Origin of the sequence: Oceanisphaera sp. (assembly GCF_052084945.1) — a bacterium.
Classification (GTDB): domain Bacteria; phylum Pseudomonadota; class Gammaproteobacteria; order Enterobacterales; family Aeromonadaceae; genus Oceanimonas.
The window spans coordinates 1-23,744 of record NZ_JBQDEX010000008.1; the positions used below are offsets into that span (position 1 = coordinate 1).

A 23,744-nucleotide genomic window follows, 5' to 3' on the forward strand; every position below is an offset into this window, starting at 1 on the left:
ATGGCCATCCGTTTGCGGCAACGGGGGCGCGTATGATCACCCAAACGCTTACCGAGCTTAATCGTCGTGGTGGCGGTTTAGCTCTTACCACCGCCTGTGCCGCCGGTGGGTTAGGAGTTGCCATGGTATTGGAGGGCGCAAAATAATGAATGATGTCATACAAAATTCCCTCGCTGAACAACCTCAGCCGGCCACCTTTACCCTGCGTGAGCAAGATGAAATTGGCATTATTACCATGGATGTGCCGGGCGAGCGAATGAACACGCTGCGCGACAGCTTTGTTGATGAAATTAACCATTTACTGACCGACATTAAGACCAAAAAGCACCTTACCGGTCTCGTACTCTGCTCTGGCAAGCCAGACTCTTTTATTGCCGGTGCCGATGTTAATATGCTTGCCGCTTGTACCAGTGCTAAGCAGGCCGAAGATCTATCAAGTGCGGGGCAAGCTATTTTTAACCAACTTGGTGAATTGGAATTGCCGTTAATTGCCGCCATACATGGTCCTTGTTTAGGGGGAGGGCTAGAGCTTGCCATGGCATGCCACGCCCGGGTGTGCAGTGATGATGCCAAAACCCGCTTAGGCTTACCCGAGGTGCAGTTGGGACTAATTCCGGGCTCGGGCGGTACTCAGCGCTTGCCGGCACTGGTGGGGTTAACTAAGGCTTTGGATATGATGTTAACCGGTAAACAATTACGCGCAAAACAAGCGCTTAAAGCCGGTTTAGTCGATGATATGGTACCCGCCAGTATTTTACTGGATACCGCCATCGCCTTGGCACGCAGTGGTAAAACGCAACGCCAGCCCAAGCAAAATATAAAAAATTGGGCGCTAGCTGCAAACCCATTAGGCAGAAAGCTGGTGTTTGATAAAGCGCTTAGTACTGTGAATGCCAAAACACGCGGTAACTATCCAGCCCCTCAACAATTACTTGAAGTGATAAAAGTGGGCCTTGAGCAGGGTATCAAGCAAGGGTTGGCTGCTGAAGCTCGTGCTTTTGGTAAGTTAGTGATGACGCCAGAATCAGCCGCGTTACGCCAACTGTTTTTTGCTACCACTGAGATGAAAAAAGAAACCCACTGGCAAGGCGCTAAGCCAGCAACATTAGCCCATATTGGGGTACTCGGCGGTGGCTTAATGGGAGGAGGGATTGCTTTTGTTACTGCTACCAAAGCGGGCTTGCCGGTGCGAATAAAAGATATTTCTCACCAAGGTATTAACCATGCCATGGCCAGTGCTCATGGTTTGCTGGCGGCCAAAGTGCGCAAGCGTCACCTGCGCGCCACCGAAATGCAGCAGCAGTTAGGCCGCATTACTGCCACCTTAGATTACAGCGGTTTTGCGCGCGCAGACATGGTAATAGAAGCGGTATTTGAAGATGTTGACGTAAAGCGCAGCATGGTGGCTGATATAGAAGCTCATTGCCCTGCGCACACGCTATTTGCCACTAATACTTCTTCGTTGCCTATTCACCAAATTGCTAAAGGAGCAGCCCGGCCCGAGCACATATTAGGGCTGCATTACTTTAGCCCAGTTGATAAAATGCCGCTGGCAGAAATTATTCCCCATGCAGGAACAGCCCCCGCTGCTGTGGCCAGTGCACTTAAGCTGGCGCGGGCACAGGGCAAAACGCCCATAGTGGTAACCGACAGCGCCGGCTTTTATGTAAACCGTATTTTAGCACCATATTTAAATGAAGCTGCTCGACTATTATTAGAAGGGGAGCCGATAGAGGTGATTGACAGCGCCTTGGTTGATTACGGTTTTCCGGTGGGGCCCATGACCTTGTTAGATGAAGTGGGCATTGATGTGGCCGCTAAAATTTCACCCATTTTAGCGCAAGAGCTAGGTGAGCGTTTTAAAGCGCCGGATGTTTTTTCTAAGTTATTGGATGACAATCGTCACGGCAAAAAAAATCAGCGGGGCTTTTATCGCTACAGTGATAAAAACAGCCGTAAAAAAACCAAGCCCGTAGACGACAGTCTCTACGCATTGCTTAACGTTAAACCGCAAAGTCAACTGCCCGCTCAAGATCTAGCAGAGCGCTGCGTATTGCTAATGCTAAATGAGGCGGCCATTGCTCTAGATGAAGGGGTGGTTACTTCTGCGCGAGACGGTGATGTGGGCGCGGTATTTGGCATTGGTTTTCCCCCTTTTGCTGGTGGCCCTTTCTTTTATATGCATCAGTTAGGCATACCCGCGGTAATCGAAAAAATGCAAACCTATACCCGAAAATACGGTGAGCGTTTTACTCCCTGTGAGCCCTTGCTGCGTTTAGCCGAACAAGGAAAGAGTTATTACTAACCGCACAGTACTAAGTGCTTAATATCCGCTTAAAAATTAACATTCAGCGCCGAGCCTCAAACTCGGCGCTGTCTTAGCACTACCAGCCGCCGGTATCCAAACCTGTATTTTTCTATAATAGAAGGCGTAGCGTGTTTAAGGTACGGCTGTCTTTTGGCGCTTATCTTTACCTCTCCCCTTGAAATATTTATCGCCACCCCCATCTTTTAGCTAATAGTCAAACTGAATAAAGGAACAGAGTAATGTCAGAAGCTGTACATACTGAAACCCACGGTTTTCAAACTGAAGTGAAACAACTGCTGAATTTAATGGCGCACAGCCTATATTCAAACAAAGAAGTGTTCTTGCGTGAATTAGTGTCTAACGCGGCGGATGCGGCAGACAAGTTGCGCTTTAAAGCACTGTCTAACAGTGAGCTGTATGAAAATGAAGGTGACTTACGAGTTCGTCTTATTTTAGATGCCGACAAAAAGACCCTGACCATTTCCGATAATGGCATTGGCATGAGCCGAGACGAAGTTATTGAGCACCTGGGGACCATTGCTAAGTCAGGCACTAAATCTTTCTTTGGTGAGCTAACTGGTGACCAAGCGAAAGACTCGCAGCTTATTGGTCAATTTGGTGTGGGCTTTTATTCCGCCTTTATTGTGGCTGACAAAGTGACTGTATTAAGCCGCGCAGCAGGTCAGCCTGCTGATCAAGGCGTGCAGTGGGAATCTGACGGTGATGGCAGCTTTACTATTGCGGAAATTAATAAGCCAGGTCGCGGTACCGACATTATTTTGCACCTGCGTGACAGTGAGCAAGAGTTTTTAGATGACTGGCGCTTGCGCAGCATTATCGGAAAATACTCTGACCATATTAGTGTGGCCGTAGAAATGTGGAAACAAGGCGAGCCTGAGCAAACCGATGAAGAAGGTAATGTGACGGCCGCCGCTACCGAAGGCGAGTGGGAGCAAGTGAACAAAGCCACTGCCTTGTGGACCCGTGCCAAGGGTGATATCAGCGATGAAGAGTATCAAGAGTTTTATAAGCATATCTCTCACGACTATCAAGACGCATTAACCTGGAGCCACAATAAAGTTGAAGGCAATCAAGAGTACACCAGTCTCTTGTATGTGCCGGCCAAAGCGCCGTTTGATATGTACAACCGCGAGCAAAGCCATGGTTTGAAGTTGTATGTACAGCGTGTGTTTGTAATGGACGACGCCGAACAGTTTATGCCAACATACCTGCGGTTTGTGAAAGGGGTACTCGACTCAAACGATCTGCCGCTGAACGTGTCGCGTGAAATTTTACAAGACAACAAAATTACCAGCCAATTGCGTAAAGCTTGCAGCAAGCGTGTGTTGTCTATGCTAGAAAAAATGGCAAAAAAAGACGACGAACAATACCTCGGCTTTTGGAACGAGTTTGGTAACGTGCTTAAAGAAGGTCCTGCCGAAGACTATGGCAACCGCGAGCAAATTGCCGGCCTGTTACGTTTTGCCAGCACCCATAATGACAGCGATGCACAAACCGTATCGCTAGAAAACTATCTTGAGCGCATGAAAGAAGGCCAAGATAAAATTTACTACATTACTGCCGACAGCTATGCCGCTGCTAACCACAGCCCACATTTAGAAATCTTCCGCAAAAAGGGCATTGAAGTTTTGCTGATGTGGGAGCGAGTTGACGAATGGCTAATGAGCCACCTTAATGAGTTTAAAGACAAGCAGTTTGTGTCTGTGACTAAGGGTGAGCTGGATTTAGGTGAGCTGGACGACGACGAAACCAAAAAAGCCCAAGAAGAAGCCAATGAAGCTCTGGCTCCGTTATTAGAGCGAGTAAAAACGGCATTAAGCGATGACGTAAAAGAAGTGCGTTTAACGCATCGTTTAACCAATACCCCATCTTGTGTGGTGGCAGACGAGCACGATATGAGCACCCAGATGATCAAACTGATGCGCTCTGCGGGCCAACCTGTGCCTGAGCAAAAGTATATTTTAGAGCTGAACCCTGAGCATACCTTAGTGAAGAAACTCGATACGTTGGCTGAGGGTGATGACTTTAATGAATGGTCTCAGCTGTTGCTAGAGCAGGCGCAATTAGCCGAGCAGGGTGGTTTAAAAGATCCCGCCGCGTTTGTTGCCCGCATGAACCGCTTATTGCTGAACTAATTTATACTAAGCAAAGTGTTAACTAAACTAACCCGGCCGAGTGTCGGGTTTTTTGATTTTAGCCATAATAAGTGGAACTTGTTCTTGCTGTTGCTTGTCCCCATGGCGGTGTCGTGACACAATCAGTCACAAATCATGGATATATTAATCAAGAAAAGAGGACGCTGTTATGCGCATCGTTTTGTTGGGAGCTCCCGGCGCGGGTAAAGGAACGCAAGCTCAGTTTATTATGGAGAAGTTCGGGATACCACAAATCTCCACAGGTGACATGCTGCGAGCGGCCATTAAAGCCGGTACTCCGCTTGGTTTGCAGGCCAAAGAAGTCATGGACCAGGGGCAGTTAGTGTCTGATGATTTGATCATTGGCTTAGTACAAGAGCGCATTGGCCAAGATGATTGTGCCAATGGATTTTTGCTGGACGGCTTTCCGCGCACTATTCCCCAAGCGGACGCCATGAAAGATGCTGGCGTTCATGTGGACTATGTACTGGAGTTTGCTGTACCAGACGAAGAAATTGTGAAGCGCATGAGCGGACGTCGCGTGCATCCAGGCTCGGGTCGTACCTATCACCTTATTTACAACCCCCCTAAAGTGGAAGGGAAAGATGATGTGACCGGTGAAGACTTAAGCATTCGTGCCGATGATGAAGAAAGCACAGTGCGTAAGCGTTTGGGTATTTATCATGAGCAAACTGCGCCTTTAATCAACTACTACCAAGACGCGGCTGCTGTTAGTGATACTGAGCATCACAAAGTAGATGGTACGCAATCGGTAGAAGTGATCAGCCAACAACTGGCAGACATCTTGTCTTAATCGCAGCTAATAAGCCTGTATTAACGAGCGTCTTAGGGCGCTCGTTTTTTTTGTGTTTACTTTGACACTTGTGTTAGCTCGCCTCGTAAGTTTTTCCCCATTTGTTCGCGCACCTGTTGTGGTGATAGATTTTTGCTAAGCAAATAATGTAGTTTGGTGAGCGCCGCCTCAGGTGTCATATCAAATCCTGAAATAACCCCCGTGGCCGCTAGCGCTTGGCCAGGTGCATATCCTTGCATATTAACGCTGCCACGCTGGCATTGTGTTAAGTTAACGATCACGACCCCCCTAGCTGATGCGGCCGCTAATACACTAAGCAAGTCGGGTGTTTGTGGCGCATTACCGACACCATAAGATGAGAGTAATAAAGCTTTTATAGGTTGCTCCAATAAGTGAGCAATAACATTTAAGCTGATCCCTGGATACAAAGTCACCATGCCAATGGGTTGAGGGATAATGGGACTGACTGCTAGCGGCTTACCGCTGGGGCGGCCGAGCTTTCCTGCATACACCCGAATATGAATACCGGCATTTAATAGTGGTGGAAAGTTCGGTGAGTCAAAAGCCTCAAAGCCATCGGCATGCTCTTTGCTGGCGCGATTTCCCCGATAAAGACGATGGTTAAAAAATAGCCCTACTTCATTAATAGGGTAATGGGCGGCCACATAAAGTGCATTTAATAAATTAGGGCGACCATCTGATCTTAACTCAGTGAGTGGAATTTGTGAGCCGGTAATAATCACCGGCTTATCTAAGTCTTCTAACATAAACGATAAGGCTGACGCGGTAAACGCCATGGTGTCGGTACCGTGTAACACGACAAAACCGTCGTAATGGGCGTAGTTGGCCTGAATATCGTTAGCAATACGCTGCCAGTCGGCGGGCGTCATGTTGGCAGAGTCAATTAGGGGATTATATTCATTAAGGTGAAAGTGGGGCATCTCGGAGTCATGAAATTCTGGCATTTCAGCTAAGCGTTGCCCCACAAATCCTGCCAAAGGCACATAGCCTTTGGCGGTTTTTTGCATACCAATAGTACCGCCGGTATAGGCGATATAAATATTCTTTTTGGCCATTCACCTTACCTCAATATTAAACACGTGTGCCTGTTTTATATTTGGGTGTTGACCGTGTCAGGCTTTCAGTTTTTACTTGTGTTTAAAAGCCCTGACAGGGAACACACAATACATATCGACCTTGCGCATCATTAAACTGACTCAGCGCGGTGGCCTCTTGTGTTACCTGTTTGGCGGCTGGACGCAATACAGCAGGCAGCGCCGTCATAAGACCATGAGAAAGCACATTGGAGTCTCCTATAAACTGAGCCAGTAGTTTTTCTTTAGCTGACCTCGGTAAGGTGATTTCTTTTACACTAAATTCACCTAAATTAGCTAATTCAGCGGCACCTGCTAGGGCATCATCCAAGTGACCTAACTCATCAACTAAGCCTAGCTCTTCAGCCATTTTACCGGTCCAAACATGACCTTGAGCAACCTGCTCTACCTGTTCAGGGCTCATGTTTCGGCCTTGTGCTACCAAGGTGACAAATTGCTGATAAACATGCTCAACGCTCAGTTGGATCATTTGTTTAGCATGATCTGGCAAACCTGTGGTAATACCGGCGCCAACAAAGTCGGTGGTGCCTACGCCATCGGTATTGAGCCCAAGCTTTTGCAATGCCTCTTCAAAGGTTAAAAATAAACCAAATACCCCAATAGAGCCGGTTAAGGTGGTCGGGGCGGCATAAATCTTATCAGCATCGGCGGCTATCCAATAACCACCAGAGGCTGCAGTGCTGCCCATTGACACGACCCAAGGTTTGCCGCTTTCTTTAAAGCGCAACAAGCTACTGCGAATTTGTTCTGCGGCAAAGGCACTGCCGCCGGGGCTGTCTATGCGCAGCACTAAAGAGTGGATATCGTCATCGCGTCGAGCTTGTTCTATTAACTGACTAACATGCTCGTCATTAATGCTATTAGGCGTTGTTGTATCGGCACTCATAATCGCACCGCTTGCAATAATTAATCCCACCTTAGGTGCATCGCTGGGTGGCGTTTGCACATGGCTTAGGTAAGTGGGAATGTTCACGCTCATATAGTGATTGGATTGATGGTTCCAACCTACTTGCTCTGCGACTGTGCTTTGCATTTGATGACGATTGGCCAGAGTATCAACTAACCCTTGCTCTAGGGCGTAGCGTGCAGGGTGACCATTAACTGCGGCAAAACGACTAAGCAGCTGCTCTTTGCTAGGGCTAATATGATCGGTGGGAATATTTCTTAATGTGGCGACATTATCTTGGTAATGCTGCCAAAGTTGACCTAACCACAGTTGCGTATCTTGGCGGCTCTCGTTAGACATATCATTGCGCAAATAGGGTTCGACAAAGGATTTATAGGTGCCCACTCTAAAGACATGAGGCGTAATATTAAAACGCTCAAAGGCGGCTTTATAATGTAGACGATAGACGCCCAACCCCTGCAGTGTCACGCCACCGGCTGGGTTTAATAATATATGATCTGCGTGTGCAGCTAAGTAATATTGTCCTTGGCTGTAATAATCGCCAAGGGCATAGACGGGCTTGCCCGAGCGTTTAAACTGCTCAATGGCATTACCTACTTCATCTAACTTAGTGAGGCTCGACTCACTCATATTTTGTAGTTCTAATACCAGAGCATCAATACGCGGATCGTTGCGTGCATAGTCTAGCGCCTCTTTTATTTGACTCATGGTCATGGGTGCCGGTGTTTGACTGTCACTGAGCCATTTTTCTAATAATTGTTGTGGGTTAGCTGTCGCTTCTTGCTCCAGTAGAGGGCCTGCTATGGTGAGGGTGAGGGCTGCCTTTTCGGGGAGTGTCACAGTGTCATCTTTACCACTAAAAATAAGCACTGAAAATGCCAAAATAGCTAATAAGAACAGCGCTGTAATCAATAGGCGAATTGCATTGAGTACTTTAGCAATACCACGAAACAAGGCTTTTATAACAGACCACATAGATTTGCCTTAAACGAAATAATTATTGAAGTGCTCTATTATGACGACACTATTAGTACAATGCCAAACTAAAACGCATTTAAACGATTGTTTGAAATTGCGATAGCGATGAACTAGCCTGATATCGTGTTACTTATTGCTATAGGTGTCAGTTTAATGAGTTATTACCCCCATTTATTAGCTCCTCTTGATTTAGGAATAACGACGCTTAAAAATCGTGTAATCATGGGCTCAATGCATACTGGATTAGAAGAAGAGCGGGGTGGTTTTGCCAAGCTTGCCGCTTTTTATGCCGAGCGTGCTCGTGGTGGGGTAGGGTTAATTATTACTGGCGGCATCGCCCCTAATTTTAGAGGGCGGTTACTCCCAATGGCGGCGCAGCTGAGTTATTGTTGGCAGCGGCCTCGGCATCGGTTATTAACGCAAGCGGTCCATAATGAGGGCGGCAAAATAGCTCTGCAAATACTGCACGCCGGCCGTTATGCCTTTCATCCTTTTTCGCAGGCCCCCTCAGCCCAGTCTGCCCCTATTAATCCCTTTACGCCCCATGCTATGAGCAAGCGCCAAATTCGCGGCTGTATTCATGATTTTGCCCATACCGCTAAGCTGGCTCAACAGGCAGGCTACGACGGGGTAGAAATCATGGGCTCAGAAGGCTACCTGATTAATCAATTTATTTGTGCCAGAACCAATCTAAGAGACGATGAATGGGGCGGTGATAGCACTCAGCGCCAACGCTTTGCGTTAGCCATAGTGAAGGCGGTGCGGGCTAGTGTGGGTGAGCACTTTATTATTATTTTTCGACTTTCTATGTTGGATTTGGTTGATCAAGGTTCGACCCTAGAGGAAGTGATCGCTTTAGGCCAAGCATTAGAGCTTGCGGGGGTTACTATTATTAACACCGGTATTGGCTGGCACGAAGCGCGGGTACCCACTATTTCTACTCAGGTGCCTCGCGGCGCGTTTAGTTGGGTCACCCAGCAGGTTCGCCAAGCGTTAACTGTGCCGGTGGTGGCCACCAACCGTATTAATACTCCCGAGGTAGCGGAGCAAATATTGGCATCTGAACATGCCGATTTAGTGTGTATGGCGCGGCCATTTTTGGCGGATGCTGATTTTGTAAATAAAGCGGCGGCCGGCCAAGCTGAGCAAATAAATACCTGTATTGCTTGTAACCAAGCCTGTTTAGATCATGTCTTTAAACGCAAGCGCGCCTCTTGCTTAGTCAACCCTAGGGCCTGTTATGAAACTGAACTGATTGTGACACCGAGTAAGCGTACTAAGCGACTCGCTGTAGTAGGAGCAGGTATGGCAGGGCTGAGCTTTGCCTGCCAAGCGGCTGAACGAGGGCATAAGGTAGTGTTGTTTGACGCTGCTAGTGAAATTGGGGGGCAATTTAATTACGCCAAGCAAATACCTGGCAAAGAGGAATTTGCGCAAACCCTGCGCTATTTTCAGCATCGTTTAGTACAGGCTGGAGTAGAGGTTAGGCTTAACACTAAGGTAACAGCGTTGCAGTTACGTGGCTTTAACGAGGTGATATTAGCCAGCGGTATTACCCCGCGCATGCCCGATATTAAAGGCATAGACCACCCCAGCGTACTTAGCTACCTTGATGTATTAGCGCGTCATGCTCCAGTGGGAGACAAGGTGGCCATTATTGGCGCTGGCGGCATTGGGTTTGATGTGGCTGAATTTTTGGTTACCAAGAGTCCCCAAAATACAGAACAGTGGCTGGCGCAGTGGGGAGTAGACAGCCAATATCAAGCGGCTGGCGGCTTAATAGCGGCGCAACCCGTAACGGCTCAACGTAAGGTTTGGCTATTGCAACGTAAAGCTGACAAGCCCGGCAAAGGCTTAGGTAAAACCACGGGGTGGATTCACAGAGCCAGCCTTCGACAGCATGGAGTACAAATGTGGGCGGGGGTGCATTACTTGCAGATTGATGATCAAGGGCTGCATATTAAACGTGATGGAGAAACGCAATGTTTAGCTGTGGATAATGTGATTATTTGTGCAGGGCAGCAAGCTAATCGAAGTTTGCAGGCAGCATTAATTAAGCAAGGCACTAAAAAAGTACATGTCATTGGCGGGGCCGACGTAGCCGCCGAACTGGATGCTAAACGGGCGATTCGCCAAGGCATGGAGCTGGGACTGTCTATATAAACTCTGTAGGCGAAGTTCCCACTGTGTTGGCTGCAAATGGAAAAACAAGTACCGACATTTAGCGTGGCGCTGAGTGCTTATGGCCGCCCGAAGGGCTTGGTGTTATGGTGTTCCCATATTTAACGTTGCCCAATAGTAAAGGTATAACACATGGATGCATTAGAACTGTTATTAAATCGTCACTCCAATCCGCGTTTGATTGAGCCGGCACCAAGTGCAGAACAGCTAGACACAGTTTTTAAAGCGGGGCTGCGTGCGCCAGATCATGGTGCATTAACCCCGTGGGAATTTGTTGTTTTTGAAGGTGAACAACGCCAACAGCTGGGCGATATTTTTGCCCAAGCAGCTCAAGCCAATGGAAAAGATGCTGAAACCATAGAAAAAGCGCGCAATGCTCCGCTGCGTGCCCCCATGGTGATTACAGTGGTAGCTAAGGTGAAAGAGCACAACAATGTGCCGCGCTTAGAGCAAGAAATTTCTGCAGGTTGTGCGTTAATGGCCATGCAAATGGCGTCATTAGCCTTAGGTTTTAATGGTATTTGGCGTACGGGTTGGTTTTCATTTGATCGCGGTGTGCACCAGGCGCTATCGTTAGCAGAAACGGATCAAATTGTTGGGTTTTTATACCTAGGCACTGCACAAGTAGAGGTGCGTAAGCTGCCCGAGCGCGATCCTGCTCAGTTTGTACGTTATTTCGGGAAGTAATTAGCAGGCGCCCAGCGACATGAATAGACTATGTTTTGTTTCACTGGGCGTTTAGTTCTTTGCAAAGTGGAGGTTTGCCAGCCTGTTGCTTTAGAGTTGCATATAACCAGAACTGTCATGTACTTATGGTTTAGTGTTATGTAGCTCTCTATCATCCCAATAGATAAATGCCCACGCGCCTAATGTGCCGAAAAATACCCCTAATACACTGCTTGCCAAAATATCGGCAGGCCAATGTAGGCCTAATAATAACCGTGAATAACACACTGCGACCGCCCACACGCTTACCCCACCAATGAGCCAAGCTGAACGTCGACGATAGAGTAATAACAAACAATAAAAGCTGGCGATAGTCATAGCAGCAATAGAGTGACCCGAAGGAAAAGAATAACTCACTTCATCTTGCCAATGATGCTTTAGCCAATTAGGAACTTGTTGATCTGACATATCTTTAACGCCATTTTCTACCCAGCGTTCTCGTATTAATGGCAGTTGCGCATAAAAATGAGCACTGTCAGTTAATCGTCCTTTTTCAGCTAACCAAAGCACATAAGGGCGAGGCTCTTTAAAATATTCTTTAGCAATGCTTTTAGTTACAAACGCACTGCCAAGCGCTCCCATTAAACAAAAGAAAAATACCACCCATTGCCCCGATCGACGACGCCATCGAAGTAAGGCTAATAAACTTAATGATACTAAAGTTAAGGCAATGCCTAATTTGCTAATCGTTAAAGTAAGGCCATAAGCCAATAAGGCAGGGACTTCATCTAAATCAAGCAGCGGAAACCAATGCCATTGCCACTGGTAGCCTAAACTGGCTATGGTGACAGGAAAAACCAGTAACACGAATACAGTAAATAAGAGTCGAAAGGTCATGAGTTGTTAGGCCAAAAAAGAATGTAATTAAGCAAAATAATAGAAGCGGGCGCGATTGTAGCAAAGCAGGCGGTGAATGATAGCTGAAGCGTGTCGTTGCAAAGGGTATAGTAATCAACAGGCTGATTATTTAATGCAAAGGCTACCGTCAATTTGCCCTGACACAAAAAAACGGAGTGTGCTTTTATATAGGGTGAACTGTGTATAATAAGGCCTAATTAGGGAGTATTCATGAAGTTGTTAGCCGATGAAAATATGCCTTATGTGCAAGCGCTATTTGGTGATTGGGCAGAGGTCACCACCTTTGCTGGGAGAAACATAACACCAGAGCAATTGCGAGAGGTAGAAGTGTTGTTAGTGCGCTCTATTACTCAAGTTAACGCGGCATTACTGGCGCAAGCACCGCATTTGCGTTTTGTTGGTACCGCAACCATTGGCTGTGATCACATTGATACCGAATTATTAGCAGAACGCAATATTGCTTTTGCCAGCGCCCCTGGCTGCAATAAAGTTGCGGTAGGTGACTATGTATTAGCCGCCTTATTGGCCGTTGCAGAGCATAAGCATTGGCAGCTAAAAGGTCGCACTATTGCCGTGGTTGGGGTGGGTAATACCGGCTCACAAGTGGTGGCGCGTGCTCACGCACTGGGCATGAAAGTGTTATTGTGCGACCCAATTAAAGCGCAACAGAGCCCGAGTGATTTTGTTGAGTTATCACAGGCTTTAACTGCAGATATTATTAGTTTTCATGTGCCCATCACTCATGACGGTGCGTACCCAACGTGGCACTTATTAGATGAAAGCGCCATTAATACGCTGCACGGTGATCAGGTTTTGATTAATGCCTGTCGTGGTGAAGTATGGGACAACCAAGCTTTATTACACCGTCAACAAACCGAGAATCCGGTTACCTTAGTCATGGACGTGTGGGAGCATGAACCTGAGGTGTTATTGCCATTAGTTGCCCATACGCTGTTGGCCACCCCACATATTGCCGGCTATAGCCTAGAGGGTAAGGCGCGGGGGACATTTGCGCTCTATCAGGCAGTAAAAGCACACAAGGGCCAAGCTGTGATGAACGATGTGGAGCAGTTGTTACCCATACCGGCGATAACAGACCTCACCTTAGCTGGCGAGTGTGATCAAGCTTTACTCACGCGTTTAGTGCGCTTAGTGTACGACATTAAAGCTGACGATTGGGCCTTTCGTGCAAAGCTTGGGCAGCCCGGTTTTTTTGACCAGTTACGCAAACAATATCCCCAGCGGCGAGAATTAGGGTCATTAGCAGTGGAAAGCTCTCACATAGACGTGCAAAATACGCTGTATGCGCTGGGCTTTAAAGTTTAATGCCATATTGTCGATATGGTACTGTTTGCTGCCACATGGCAAGCTAGGTTTCTATTGGCGCTTTTTTACACTACGGCCATTTTATGGCAGGCATGAACGTGAGCCGTGCTAATGGGGCGGTACAACGTCAGGAAAAGGATATAAAAACGTGATAAAACGACTCAAACCCTATCTTGGTGTTGGTTTGGCTTTATGGCTAGGCTGTGGGGCTATGGTAGCCGCGCAGGATAATTTTTATATTGAGCTGCGCGGCCCTGAATCATCAGACTCAAAACAGCTAGTGCCCCCAGCACAAAATACATCCAACGATTCGCCGCTCACAGCCCCCACTGCCACTCAAACACCTCAACCTTCAACGACCAGTGCAGCGCCTCCCCCTGTCATGTCGCCTGGGCGTTATGGGCCTATTCGTAGTACCGATACTTTGTGGGCCATTGCCGCACGTAACACCACAGCCCCCACGACAGTGCAACAAACCATGGTGGCGTTATATCACCTTAATTCGCAGGCGTTTGTGCGTGGCAATATCAACCACCTACAACGAGGTGCTCAATTACGTTTACCCACACAAACGCAAGCGACACAACGCTCTGCAAGTGAGGCAGAAAGAGAGTTTCGCCAGTTAAGTCGTCAAGGTTCTCGTAATGTGACTCGTGCTGCCCAGACTAATGCGCCAACCACGCCTGCTCCTCAAGCGACGGCGCCTAAGCCTGAAGTTAAGTCTACAGAAACATCCACCCAGCAAGCTGAGCCATCAACAACCAAGGGCGCAACTCCCCCCAAGGCCCCCCAAAAAGTCGCTGAGCCCGTGGTACCTTCTGCTCCTGTAGCGGCGGCTCCGCCAAGTACTGATAACGCCACCGGGCTCAGTGAACCTAAAGCAGCTACCCCTGTTGAAAGTAAGACGGCTGACAGTCCAATAAGTCCTGCGCAATCAGAAGAAACGGCACTTAATCGATTACAGTTACAATTAATGGATGAGCTGCGCGAGCAGGTGTCGATGTCAAATGAGCAATTAGCTGCGTTGGCCGACAATAATCAAGCGTTACGTCAGCGATTGACGCAGCTAACTGCGGAAGTAGAACAATTAAAGAACGGGCGCAGTACTTCAGAGCAAGGGGCAGAACCTTTTTCTGCGGATGAAAAGCCAGTCGCAGAAGAAGGCTGGCTGAAAGACTTGTTGAATAACCCCATTAATTTAGCGCTTATTTTAATGCTACCTGCGCTCTTGTTGTTGGCATTATTTACCTTGTGGTGGCGTAATCGAGAACGCCGAGACTTAGCTGAACAAGAGCAAGAGCTCTCTGAGTCTAGCGCTATATTAGAAGAAGAAAATAATGATTTTGAAGACTTGTTTAGTAGCGAGACCGATGAAGAATTAGATCCCATGTTGGGGGAGATACCCAATGAGCTTGAATTAGCGCCAGAAGACGATCCTGAAGAAGATGTAGACGAAGATGCGTTTGCTCGTTTCTTAGAAGAGCAACAATTGCAAGAAGAGCAAGAAAATCAGCAAGCGTCAGAAGAGGGTGAACAACAAGCGCCTGACTCAGACCCCTTATTTGAAGATGTAGAAGAAGGTGCGCAAGCTGCGTCATCTGACTCACAGATTGAGGACGCAGATGAAGTCTTAATCGATGACACAACGTCGTCAGACGCGGACAATGAGCAGCCCATGTCCAATGACGATCTTGATGATATATTTGCTTCTGCCGAGTCTGCATCAGCTATCGACTCGCCAGAGGCACCGACGGACACTGAGAATGTTGCTGATATTGATCTTGAATCAGTGGCAGAAAAAGCAGACTCAGTAACAGAGGAACCGTTATCGAGTGATACTGAAACTGCAGTGGAAGACGAGCGTGATAATGACACCGCAGAAACGTTGGCAGACAGTCTTTTTGCTGATGGCGCGCCTGCTGCAGCGCTAGATGACAGTGAGTCTTTTGCTCCCCCTGTTACAGAAACCGCTGCAGTTGATGAATTACTGGCAGATGAGTCGAGTGCTAAAGATGATTATGTCTCAGTAGAGCAGCTTATGGATGAAGCAGAAGCGGCAGACGGCGTGACTGCAGAAAGAGAACGTAAACTTGACCTTGAGTTAGATGATTACGCCGATGTGATTGGTCAAGGAGAGGGCGTGGACATTGATGCCGATGAAGGTGGCATTGGTGCTCAGCTAGATTTAGCCCGTGCATATATTGAAATAGACGACATAGACAGTGCCCGAGATTTACTAAATGAAGCGCTTGAACAAGGTAATGAAGCACAGCAGCGTGATGCTAGTAAACTCTTACAGCGGCTTGATAAACGCGGCTAATATGCGCTAAGTGAACAGTAAATATCAATACATCACCTAAACGCCGGCCTCTTAATGAGGCCGGTTCTTTAATTTAGTGCGGTAACGAGTATAATTGCCGTCTTTATTCGCCTCGTGGAATTAATTTATGCGCATTGCTCTTGGCATCGAGTATGACGGCAGTCAGTATTATGGCTGGCAACGGCAACGAGAAGTGCCCAGCGTACAAGCTGAGATAGAAAAAGCCGTCTCACATATTGCCAATCAATCAATTACGGTACAGTGTGCTGGGCGCACCGATGCTGGCGTACACGGCACCGGTCAAGTAGTGCATTTTGACACTGACGCTGTTCGCCAACTCAGTGCGTGGACCTTAGGCATGAATGCCAACTTACCTAACGACATCGCCATACGTTGGGCAAAAAATACCCGCGATGACTTTCATGCACGCTTTAGTGCCACAGCACGGCGCTACCGTTATATTATATTTAATCATAAAATGCGGCCCGCTATTAATGCCAGTGGTGTCAGTCATTATGTTGGTGAGCTTGACGCAGAAAAAATGCACCAAGCAGGGCAGTGCCTACTAGGGGATAATGACTTTACCTCATTTCGTGCGATGCAATGTCAGTCTCATAGCCCCCATCGCCATATTTTACATTTAAATGTTGCGCGTTACGGTCATTATGTGGTGTTAGATATAAAAGCGAATGCCTTTGTGCATCACATGGTGCGTAACATTGCAGGCAGTTTGATTAAAGTGGGGCTGGGTGAAAAGAGCATAGGCTGGATAAAAGAGGTACTGGCTGCTCGTGATCGTCGCGTCGCGGGCCCTACGGCTAAAGCCGGCGGACTGTACTTAGTGACTGTCGATTATCCTGAGGTTTTTGCTTTACCTACCACCATACCGGGCCCTTTGTGGTTGCCAGATAATTTACGCGGCACTCACAGCGAGAGTTAACCCATAATTTTTATCAACGAATAGGCTGAACTATGCTTTAATGCTCGTCATATTGTCGAACAAGATGATTGGGGTCTTGCCTAATAAGGCGTCCTTGAATCAGTAGGGCAGTCAGTTTATTTTCGATGCAATTATTTTGCGAAACCCGCAGCATATCAGCTGCAACAACGATGCAATTACGCTAAGGATTTCCATGAGCTGGTTAGAGAAAATTCTTCCTAAAAATAAAAATATCGGTGTTCGTCGTCATAGTATTCCAGAAGGCGTATGGAGCAAATGTACGAGTTGTGAGCAGGTGTTATACCGTGCTGAGTTAGACCGTAATTTAGATGTGTGCCCTAAATGTGATCATCACATGCGAGTGGGCGCGCGACTGCGCTTAGATAAATTTCTTGATAAAGAGGGTCGCGTAGAGCTGGGCGCGGCATTAGAGCCACAAGACATCCTTAAATTTAGAGACTCTAAAAAATACAAGGATCGCTTGAATGCTGCACAAAAATCCAGCAATGAAAAAGACGCCATCGTCTCTATGACCGGGACCCTTAAAGGGATACCTGTGGCTGTATGTGCCTTTGAGTTCTCCTTTATGGGCGGTTCTATGGCCTCGGTAGTAGGCGCTCGCTTTATTGAAGCTGTTAACGCTTGTATTGAAGAAAATCGTGCCTTAATTTGCTTTTCTGCTTCAGGTGGCGCGCGTATGCAAGAGGCCTTGTTCTCGTTAATGCAAATGGCGAAAACCAGTGCCGCACTTAATCGTTTGTCACAAGCCGGCTTACCCTATATTTCGGTACTAACAGATCCGACCATGGGCGGCGTATCGGCCAGTTTAGCGATGCTTGGTGATGTGAACGTGGGTGAACCTAAAGCGTTGATTGGTTTTGCAGGGCCACGTGTTATTGAACAAACAGTACGTGAAAAACTGCCAGAAGGCTTTCAGCGCAGTGAGTTTTTGCTAGAGCATGGCGCCATCGATATGATTATTGATCGCCGCGAAATGCGCGATAAACTGGCTGGTTTAATTGGTAAGTTGATGAATATAGACGCCGTGAGTGACGTTAAACCTGAGGTACAAGCGCCTGAGGATGAGTCTGATGTTGAGTCTAAAGCCGAATAATAATGAGCCCACTTGACCCCTTACAACGCACCTTATCCGATTGGTTAATGGTGCTAGAAAACTTGAATATGGCGCATATTGAGCTGGGTTTATCGCGTATAACCATAGTCGCTGAGCGACTGGGGTTGTTGAGCTTGCCCAGTTATGTTGTCACTGTTGGGGGAACTAACGGCAAAGGCACCACTTGTGCGTTGCTTGAGTCAATGTTGCGTGCCGGTGGCCACAGTGTTGGGGTGTATTCATCGCCACACTTGGTGGATTATCGCGAGCGGGTGCGCATTAATGGTGACAGCCCTGTTGCCGCCGATTTTTGTGCCGCCTTTGCCGCCGTTGAGTCTGCGCGTATGCAGGGCGAGCAACCGAGTGTGGCCCTGACCTACTTTGAGTTTACGACCCTAGCTGCTTTATGGCTGTTTCGTGACGCCGCCCCCGAGGTGGTGTTGCTTGAAGTCGGCTTAGGAGGGCGCTTAGATGCCACCAATGTGGTGGCGTCAGATCAAAGCATAGTGACCACGGTTGCGCTGGATCATACCGACTGGTTGGGGGCCGACCGAGACAGTGTTGGCTTTGAGAAAGCCGGTATTTTTCGTCACGCTAAGCCTGCCGTATGTGGTGATCCTCAGCCGCCAGAGCGCTTGTTAGCGCACGCTAAACAACTAGGCACTCCCTTGTATTGTACGGGGCGTGATTATGTATGGCAGCAAGTTCAGGCGCCTTCTGCAAGTGTTGAAGAACATTGGTCATTCAGCGGGTTTGGCCTACAGTTGGATCATTTGCCTATCCCCTCGTTACCTGTCATGAATGCCGCCACGGCATTGGCAACACTTGCGCTGTCACCCTTTATGCTTGATATTAACGCCATTAAAGAGGGGTTATCAGGTGCGCAGCTCACCGGACGTTTGCAGCAATTAACTCCTCAATTATGGATTGATGTGGCACATAACCCTGAATCTGCGACGTATTTAGCCCAGCGTTTAGCGGTGCTTAAAGGGAAAGGTCGCTGCTTGGCAGTGGTGGGCATGCTGAAAGACAAAGACATTCCTGCAAGCCTAGCTCCTCTACAAAATGTAATTGATGAGTGGTATTTGGCAAGTTTATCTGGCCCCCGTGGTGCAACTGCCAATGAGCTTGCACACTGGCAGTCTGGAGTTTGCTTTAGCTCAGTGAGTGAGGCATTAGCTGTGGCGCAAGTTAATGCAAAAGAGCATGATGTAGTGATTGCGTTCGGCTCATTTTTTACTGTTGCAGAAGTATTGGCTCACGCCGAGTAAGCTTAATAACAGTGCGCCGTTTAACGGTGATAACCCCTCTTTTGGGTAAGTAATATGACAGGCAATAAATAGGGAGAGCACTTTGGCGACACAGTTTCAGCATCGGTTAGTAGGTACTGTCATTTTGGTGGCGCTGGGCGTTATCTTTTTGCCTGATGTGTTAAATGGTAAGCAGCAGCGTCCCCCCGATGAGGCGGTGACTATTCCTCTGCGCCCCGAACTTGAACCGGCGCGCGCACTAGTGGAAGCACCTGCTGACTCAACGTCTGACAATGCCCCTGTTCAATCAGTAAATGAGTCGCCGACGTGGAACATAGAACAAGCTCAAGAAGCGCCTCCTGTGGCCCCTTCGGCAGCGAAACCTGAGCCTGTGGTTAAACCGAAACCGGCGCCCAAACCGACGCCTCAGGTAGCAGCCAAAGCTGAGCCTGTCACCTCGGCGGCACCGGTAGCAACGCAGGAGGCCAGTCATATAGTGCAGCTAGGCGCATTTCGCAATGCTGAAAATGTGAATGCGTTAGTTAAAAAACTGCAGGCTGCCGGTTATCCCGCACGCACTACTCCCGCAGTACCACAAGAAGGCGAAATTAATCGGGTATGGATTGGGCCGGATAACAAAACTCGATTAGAGCAGCAGTTAAAAGCATTAGAGCAATTAACAGGCCTAAAAGGCAGTGTGAGGCCTAAGTAACTGTAGCGCCCAGCGCTTGAAGCTGTACGTCGTTCGCTATACACGGTAAGAAATAAAACACCGGATCTCTTGAGCCGGTGTTTTTTTATCTTTAACGTAGAGCTTATAGCGTACCGCTTACGGCTGTGTTGCAGGTATTTGCTGAGTAATGCAGTGAATATTACCGCCCCCTAGCAATACTTCTCGGGTGGCTATGCCCACTACCTCTAACTCTGGGAAAATGCTCTCTAATATTTGCTGGGCTTTACTGTCGGTGTCCGGGTCAAGTAATGGAAAAATAAGCCGATTATTTGTGATCAAAAAGTTAACGTAAGAAGCAGCCATACGATCTCCTGCTCGGCGGGGAACACCTGAGCCTGGTTTAATGCCGGCGGCTTCTTGCTGACTAATATACAAGGGGTTAGGTTGGGGTAATTTCCATATTTTAAGCTGGCGACCCTTGGCATCACGAGCTTGACTCAACACCTTATAAGCGGCTTGAGAGCGTGCATATTGTGGATCTTTTTTATCGTCAGTCCAATGTAATATCACCTCGCCCGGGCGAGCAAAGCAGGCCATGTTGTCAATATGACCATCGGTTTCATCTAAATGCACGCCCAGCGGTAGCCAAATAAAATGGGTTACGCCTAAGTAATCTTTAAGCTGCTGTTCAATGTCTTGTTGTGTGTAGTCAGGGTTACGATTTTTGTTCAACAAGCACTCGGCTGTGGTTAATAATGTGCCTTCACCGTCCACATGAATAGAGCCTCCCTCTAATACAATAGGCGCCTTAAACATAGGTAGGTGGTGATGCTCCAACATAGCGCTAGCCATGGCTTGGTCTTTTTCCCAAGAGTAATACAGGCCTTCTTCGTGTCCCCCCCACGCATTAAATATCCAGCTTACACCGGCGCGCTCGCCTTTATTATTAATAACAAGAGTAGGCCCTGTATCTCGTGCCCAAGCGTCATCACTGTCAATGGCAACCAAATTCACTAAGGGGGGCATAATGGCTTTAGCAAGTGCCATGTCTTGCTCGGGCACCGCCATATAAACTGGGGTCGCCACCGCAATAGCCTCTGCAATACGGGCAAAAGTACGTTGTGCTGGCTGACCGAATTCACGCCAATTATCGCCACGGTGTGGCCATATCATCCATACAGCGGCTTGTGGCGCCCATTCACCAGGCATATAAAATTCGCAAAGCGCGTCCATTAACGGCTGCCCTCGTGCTGACCATCTGAGGTCTTTAATGTGGTGTACATACCTGGGCGGCGGTCACGGAATAATCCCCAGCTGGCACGATTTTTAGCAATATTAGCTAAATCAAATTGGTGTACTAACACCCCCTCTGTGGTGTTATCAGCTTGTTGTACTAGCTCGCCAAATTCATCAGTAATAAATGAGCCACCATAAAAGGTCGTTGCTAGGCCATCTATATACTGGCTTTGTTCAACACCAATACGATTAGAAGCAATAACCGGCACTAGGTTAGCTGCTGCATGGCCTTGCTGGGTTCGGGTCCAGTGTGGGTGACTGTTAATGCTCGCATCTTGGGGTTCACTGCCTATAGCGGTAGGGAAAAACATCAACTCGGCCCCCATAAGCGCTAAACTACGTGCAGTTTCAGGAAACCACTGATCCCAACAAATGGCTACCCCAATTTTGGCATAGCGGGTTTGCCACACTTTAAAACCGGTATCGCCGGGTGTAAAAAATTGTTTTTCTTGATAGCCTGGGCCGTTTGGAATATGGGTTTTACGGTATAAATCCAGTGCGCTGCCATCGGCATCAATCACAATCAGTGAGTTGTAAAAAGCATTTCCTGACCGCTCAAAAAAGCTCAGGGGTAGCACCACGGCCAATTCTTTGGCTAATGCCTGAAAGTGGCGAATAAGTGGGCTGTTATCGGCTTCTTGCGCTAATGCAAAATGCTCTGGGCTTTGGTCGATACAAAAATAGGGCGTTTCAAATAGCTCTTGGATCAAGATTATCTGCGCACCTTTGGCTGCGGCATCGCGCACCAGCTTTTCGGCTCGTTGAATATTTTCATCTCTATTCCAGCTGCAGGCCATTTGGGTGGCGGCGACACTAACCATGGTCATGTTCAATTCCTCAACGTAATAAATGATTGCGAGTCGTAAGGACCTTGAAAGGCATGATGATATGGGGCTTTAGTAGACAACCCATACTGACCCACGACCCAAGCCATTCATATTCTAGCAACTCAAAAAATGCAGAGCGCAGTGTGCCTCTAAGTGTAAAATCACGCAATTAGATATTATGATTTATTTGCACTATATGATGTGAAAATACAGCGCTGAGCACCGAGGAAAAATACTAACCTTAGATCTGCAACTAAACCTGCTAAAATATAGAGATCAGATCTAATAGGGCGAGCGCTTCGGGCAGTGATCAGCTTGAAGCTGAGAGCGGGAAGAACCCCATCGAGCCAGTTTGATGCTTGGCTTCTAGCTTAGTGCTTTCAGTTATATTTAGCTCTTACAAAAAAGCCGCCACCCAAGGTGGGCGGTGGCTTTTTTACCAATAGCATACGGCGTAAAGTGTAAGACTCCCTGAAGGGGCTAAAGCACCATGGCCGCTAACCAGCCAAAGCCTATTAGCGGAATATTGTAGTGCACAAAAGTTGGCACTACCGAGTCCCAAATATGATCATGCTGGCCGTCCGCATTTAAGCCCGAGGTGGGACCTAAGGTGGAGTCAGATGCTGGTGAACCGGCATCACCCAAGGCGCCTGCTGTGCCAATAATGGCCAGTGCCGCCAAAGGTGAAAAACCCAGCGCAATACACAAAGGCGCATAAATAGGAGCAATAATAGGAATAGTCGAAAATGACGAGCCAATGCCCATGGTGATTAACAAGCCTACCACTAACATCATTAATGCGGCCAATGGCTTATTATCACCCATGCTCATTTCTACGGCCTGCACCAAGCTGCCAATGCCGTCTGTAGCTTTTATCACGGCGGCAAAACCAGCGGCGGCAATCATGATAAAACCAATTAACGACATCATTTTCACCCCTTGAGTGAAGGCGTCTTGGCTTTCTTTAAATTTAATCACACCACCAAAGGTGAAAATCATAAAGCCGACCATGGCACCTAAAATAATGGAGTTACTATAGAGCTGTAGGCTGAGTGCACATAAAATAGCGGCCATGGCTACTAATAAATGCGGCACATGAACGTGTATATGTTCGGGCTCCACAGCTATAATTTTGCTTTCGTCGTAAAGGCGAGGCTTGCGATAAGTAAAAAATAGTGCGACCAATAAGCCTAAAAACATACCAAATACTGGAATACCCATGGCAATGGGCAGCATAGCGCGAGTTACCTCAACGCCATTTTCCACCATGTTTGCTAATAAAACCGTGTGCAAAAAAATCCCGCCAAAGCCCACGGGTAACATCATATAAGTGGCTGTTAAACCAAAGGTTAAGATACAGGCAACGGCTCGGCGATCGAGTTTAAGCTTTGCCATAACATGTAACAGTGGTGGAATTAAAATAGGAATAAAGGCGATATGTACTGGCACTAAGTTTTGTGACGAGACAGCTACCAGTAAAATGGTGACCAAAAGCAAGGCTTTTATCCACACCATGCGGCCAGCACTGGCGTTTTGCCCTAGTGCTTTAATAATTTTAAAGGCCAGTAAATCGGTAATGCCAGAGCGGGCAATAGCCACGGCAAACGCCCCTAACATGGCATAGCTTAGGGCAATAGTCGCGCCTCCCCCTAAACCGCCAGCAAAGGTATTGGCCGCTTCAGTCAGTGATAGTCCCCCCACCATGCCACCGACAATTGCGCTGAGGGTGATAGCAATCACGACGTTAATGCGCAGTAAACTGAGTACCAGCATTAAGCAGACGGCGATAACAACAGGATTCATCATGTATCCTTACAAATTTGTGATTTTAGAAGAAATAAGGGGAGTATTTTGCGAGTTTAGCGCTGAATGTCGAGCTTTTTTACTAATATTAGTCAGGTAAAGAGAAGGCAGGTGGCAGTGAACTGTCAATAACGGAGTTTTGTGCTCGTGAT

17 protein-coding genes and 1 pseudogene are annotated in these 23,744 nt (G+C 47.7%); 12 read left to right on the forward strand and 6 right to left on the reverse strand.

Going from position 1 to position 23,744, the window contains the following annotated elements; translation table 11 throughout:
• From ACTHY5_RS01535 to adk, 4 genes and pseudogenes are all read left to right on the forward strand, one after another.
• Positions 1-146: pseudogene (locus tag ACTHY5_RS01535) on the forward strand (acetyl-CoA C-acyltransferase); the annotation flags it as partial.
• Positions 146-2,305 carry a fatty acid oxidation complex subunit alpha FadJ gene (gene fadJ / locus ACTHY5_RS01540; RefSeq protein WP_441875405.1) on the forward strand — a complete coding sequence of 720 codons (2,160 nt, stop codon included), beginning with the start codon at positions 146-148 and terminating at the stop codon, positions 2,303-2,305. The pseudogene ACTHY5_RS01535 and the gene fadJ, both read left to right, overlap by 1 nt.
• A gap of 242 nt (positions 2,306-2,547) precedes the next feature.
• The gene (htpG, locus tag ACTHY5_RS01545; protein WP_441875408.1) at positions 2,548-4,464 is read left to right on the forward strand and encodes a molecular chaperone HtpG; all 1,917 of its coding nucleotides are present in this window, start codon (positions 2,548-2,550) and stop codon (positions 4,462-4,464) included.
• 169 nt (positions 4,465-4,633) lie between these two features.
• A complete protein-coding gene (gene adk, locus ACTHY5_RS01550; RefSeq protein ID WP_441875411.1) occupies positions 4,634-5,278 on the forward strand; it encodes an adenylate kinase in 645 nt (214 codons plus the stop codon).
• A 56-nt stretch (positions 5,279-5,334) separates the two neighbouring features.
• On the opposite strand, the gene ansA is transcribed toward adk, so the two are convergent.
• Both ansA and sppA read right to left on the reverse strand, forming a co-directional pair.
• A complete protein-coding gene (gene ansA / locus ACTHY5_RS01555; protein ID WP_441875414.1) occupies positions 5,335-6,354 on the reverse strand; it encodes an asparaginase in 1,020 nt (339 codons plus the stop codon).
• 82 nt (positions 6,355-6,436) lie between these two features.
• On the reverse strand, positions 6,437-8,275 hold the full coding sequence (sppA, locus tag ACTHY5_RS01560) for a signal peptide peptidase SppA (protein ID WP_441875417.1): 1,839 nt from the start codon (positions 8,273-8,275) through the stop codon (positions 6,437-6,439).
• Between the two features lie 156 nt (positions 8,276-8,431).
• On the opposite strand from sppA, the gene ACTHY5_RS01565 reads away from it, so the two are divergent.
• Together ACTHY5_RS01565 and ACTHY5_RS01570 are read left to right on the forward strand one after the other, a co-directional pair.
• A complete protein-coding gene (locus ACTHY5_RS01565; RefSeq protein WP_441875420.1) occupies positions 8,432-10,441 on the forward strand; it encodes an FAD-dependent oxidoreductase in 2,010 nt (669 codons plus the stop codon).
• Positions 10,442-10,591: 150 nt separating this feature from the next.
• On the forward strand, positions 10,592-11,146 hold the full coding sequence (locus ACTHY5_RS01570; protein ID WP_441875423.1) for an NAD(P)H nitroreductase: 555 nt from the start codon (positions 10,592-10,594) through the stop codon (positions 11,144-11,146).
• Positions 11,147-11,269: 123 nt separating this feature from the next.
• Here the strand turns inward: ACTHY5_RS01570 and ACTHY5_RS01575 are convergent, their stop codons facing one another.
• On the reverse strand, positions 11,270-12,022 hold the full coding sequence (locus tag ACTHY5_RS01575; RefSeq protein ID WP_441875426.1) for a phosphatase PAP2 family protein: 753 nt from the start codon (positions 12,020-12,022) through the stop codon (positions 11,270-11,272).
• 231 nt (positions 12,023-12,253) lie between these two features.
• On the opposite strand from ACTHY5_RS01575, the gene ACTHY5_RS01580 reads away from it, so the two are divergent.
• The 6 genes from ACTHY5_RS01580 (at position 12,254) to ACTHY5_RS01605 (ending at position 19,705) form a co-directional block, all read left to right on the forward strand.
• On the forward strand, positions 12,254-13,369 hold the full coding sequence (locus ACTHY5_RS01580) for a 4-phosphoerythronate dehydrogenase (RefSeq protein WP_441875429.1): 1,116 nt from the start codon (positions 12,254-12,256) through the stop codon (positions 13,367-13,369).
• A gap of 148 nt (positions 13,370-13,517) precedes the next feature.
• A complete protein-coding gene (locus ACTHY5_RS01585) occupies positions 13,518-15,689 on the forward strand; it encodes a FimV/HubP family polar landmark protein (RefSeq protein ID WP_441875432.1) in 2,172 nt (723 codons plus the stop codon).
• A gap of 127 nt (positions 15,690-15,816) precedes the next feature.
• The gene (truA, locus tag ACTHY5_RS01590; protein ID WP_441875435.1) at positions 15,817-16,629 is read left to right on the forward strand and encodes a tRNA pseudouridine(38-40) synthase TruA; all 813 of its coding nucleotides are present in this window, start codon (positions 15,817-15,819) and stop codon (positions 16,627-16,629) included.
• Positions 16,630-16,822: 193 nt separating this feature from the next.
• Positions 16,823-17,743, forward strand: a complete 921-nt coding sequence (gene accD, locus ACTHY5_RS01595) for an acetyl-CoA carboxylase, carboxyltransferase subunit beta (protein ID WP_441875438.1) — start codon at positions 16,823-16,825, stop codon at positions 17,741-17,743.
• 2 nt (positions 17,744-17,745) lie between these two features.
• Positions 17,746-19,014 (forward strand): bifunctional tetrahydrofolate synthase/dihydrofolate synthase, encoded by a 1,269-nt coding sequence (folC, locus tag ACTHY5_RS01600; protein ID WP_441875441.1) that lies wholly within the window; start codon positions 17,746-17,748, stop codon positions 19,012-19,014.
• Between the two features lie 82 nt (positions 19,015-19,096).
• A complete protein-coding gene (locus tag ACTHY5_RS01605) occupies positions 19,097-19,705 on the forward strand; it encodes an SPOR domain-containing protein (RefSeq protein ID WP_441875444.1) in 609 nt (202 codons plus the stop codon).
• Between the two features lie 117 nt (positions 19,706-19,822).
• On the opposite strand, the gene aguA is transcribed toward ACTHY5_RS01605, so the two are convergent.
• From aguA to ACTHY5_RS01620, 3 genes are all read right to left on the reverse strand, one after another.
• Entirely contained in the window at positions 19,823-20,899 is a 1,077-nt protein-coding gene (aguA, locus tag ACTHY5_RS01610; protein ID WP_441875447.1) for an agmatine deiminase, read from the reverse strand.
• Positions 20,899-21,789, reverse strand: a complete 891-nt coding sequence (gene aguB, locus ACTHY5_RS01615) for an N-carbamoylputrescine amidase (RefSeq protein ID WP_441875450.1) — start codon at positions 21,787-21,789, stop codon at positions 20,899-20,901. Before aguB ends, aguA begins: the two co-directional genes overlap by 1 nt.
• Before the next feature lie 480 nt (positions 21,790-22,269).
• Positions 22,270-23,592, reverse strand: coding sequence for a Na+/H+ antiporter family protein (locus ACTHY5_RS01620; RefSeq protein WP_441875488.1), 1,323 nt, complete (start codon positions 23,590-23,592; stop codon positions 22,270-22,272).
• Positions 23,593-23,744 lie beyond the last annotated feature (152 nt).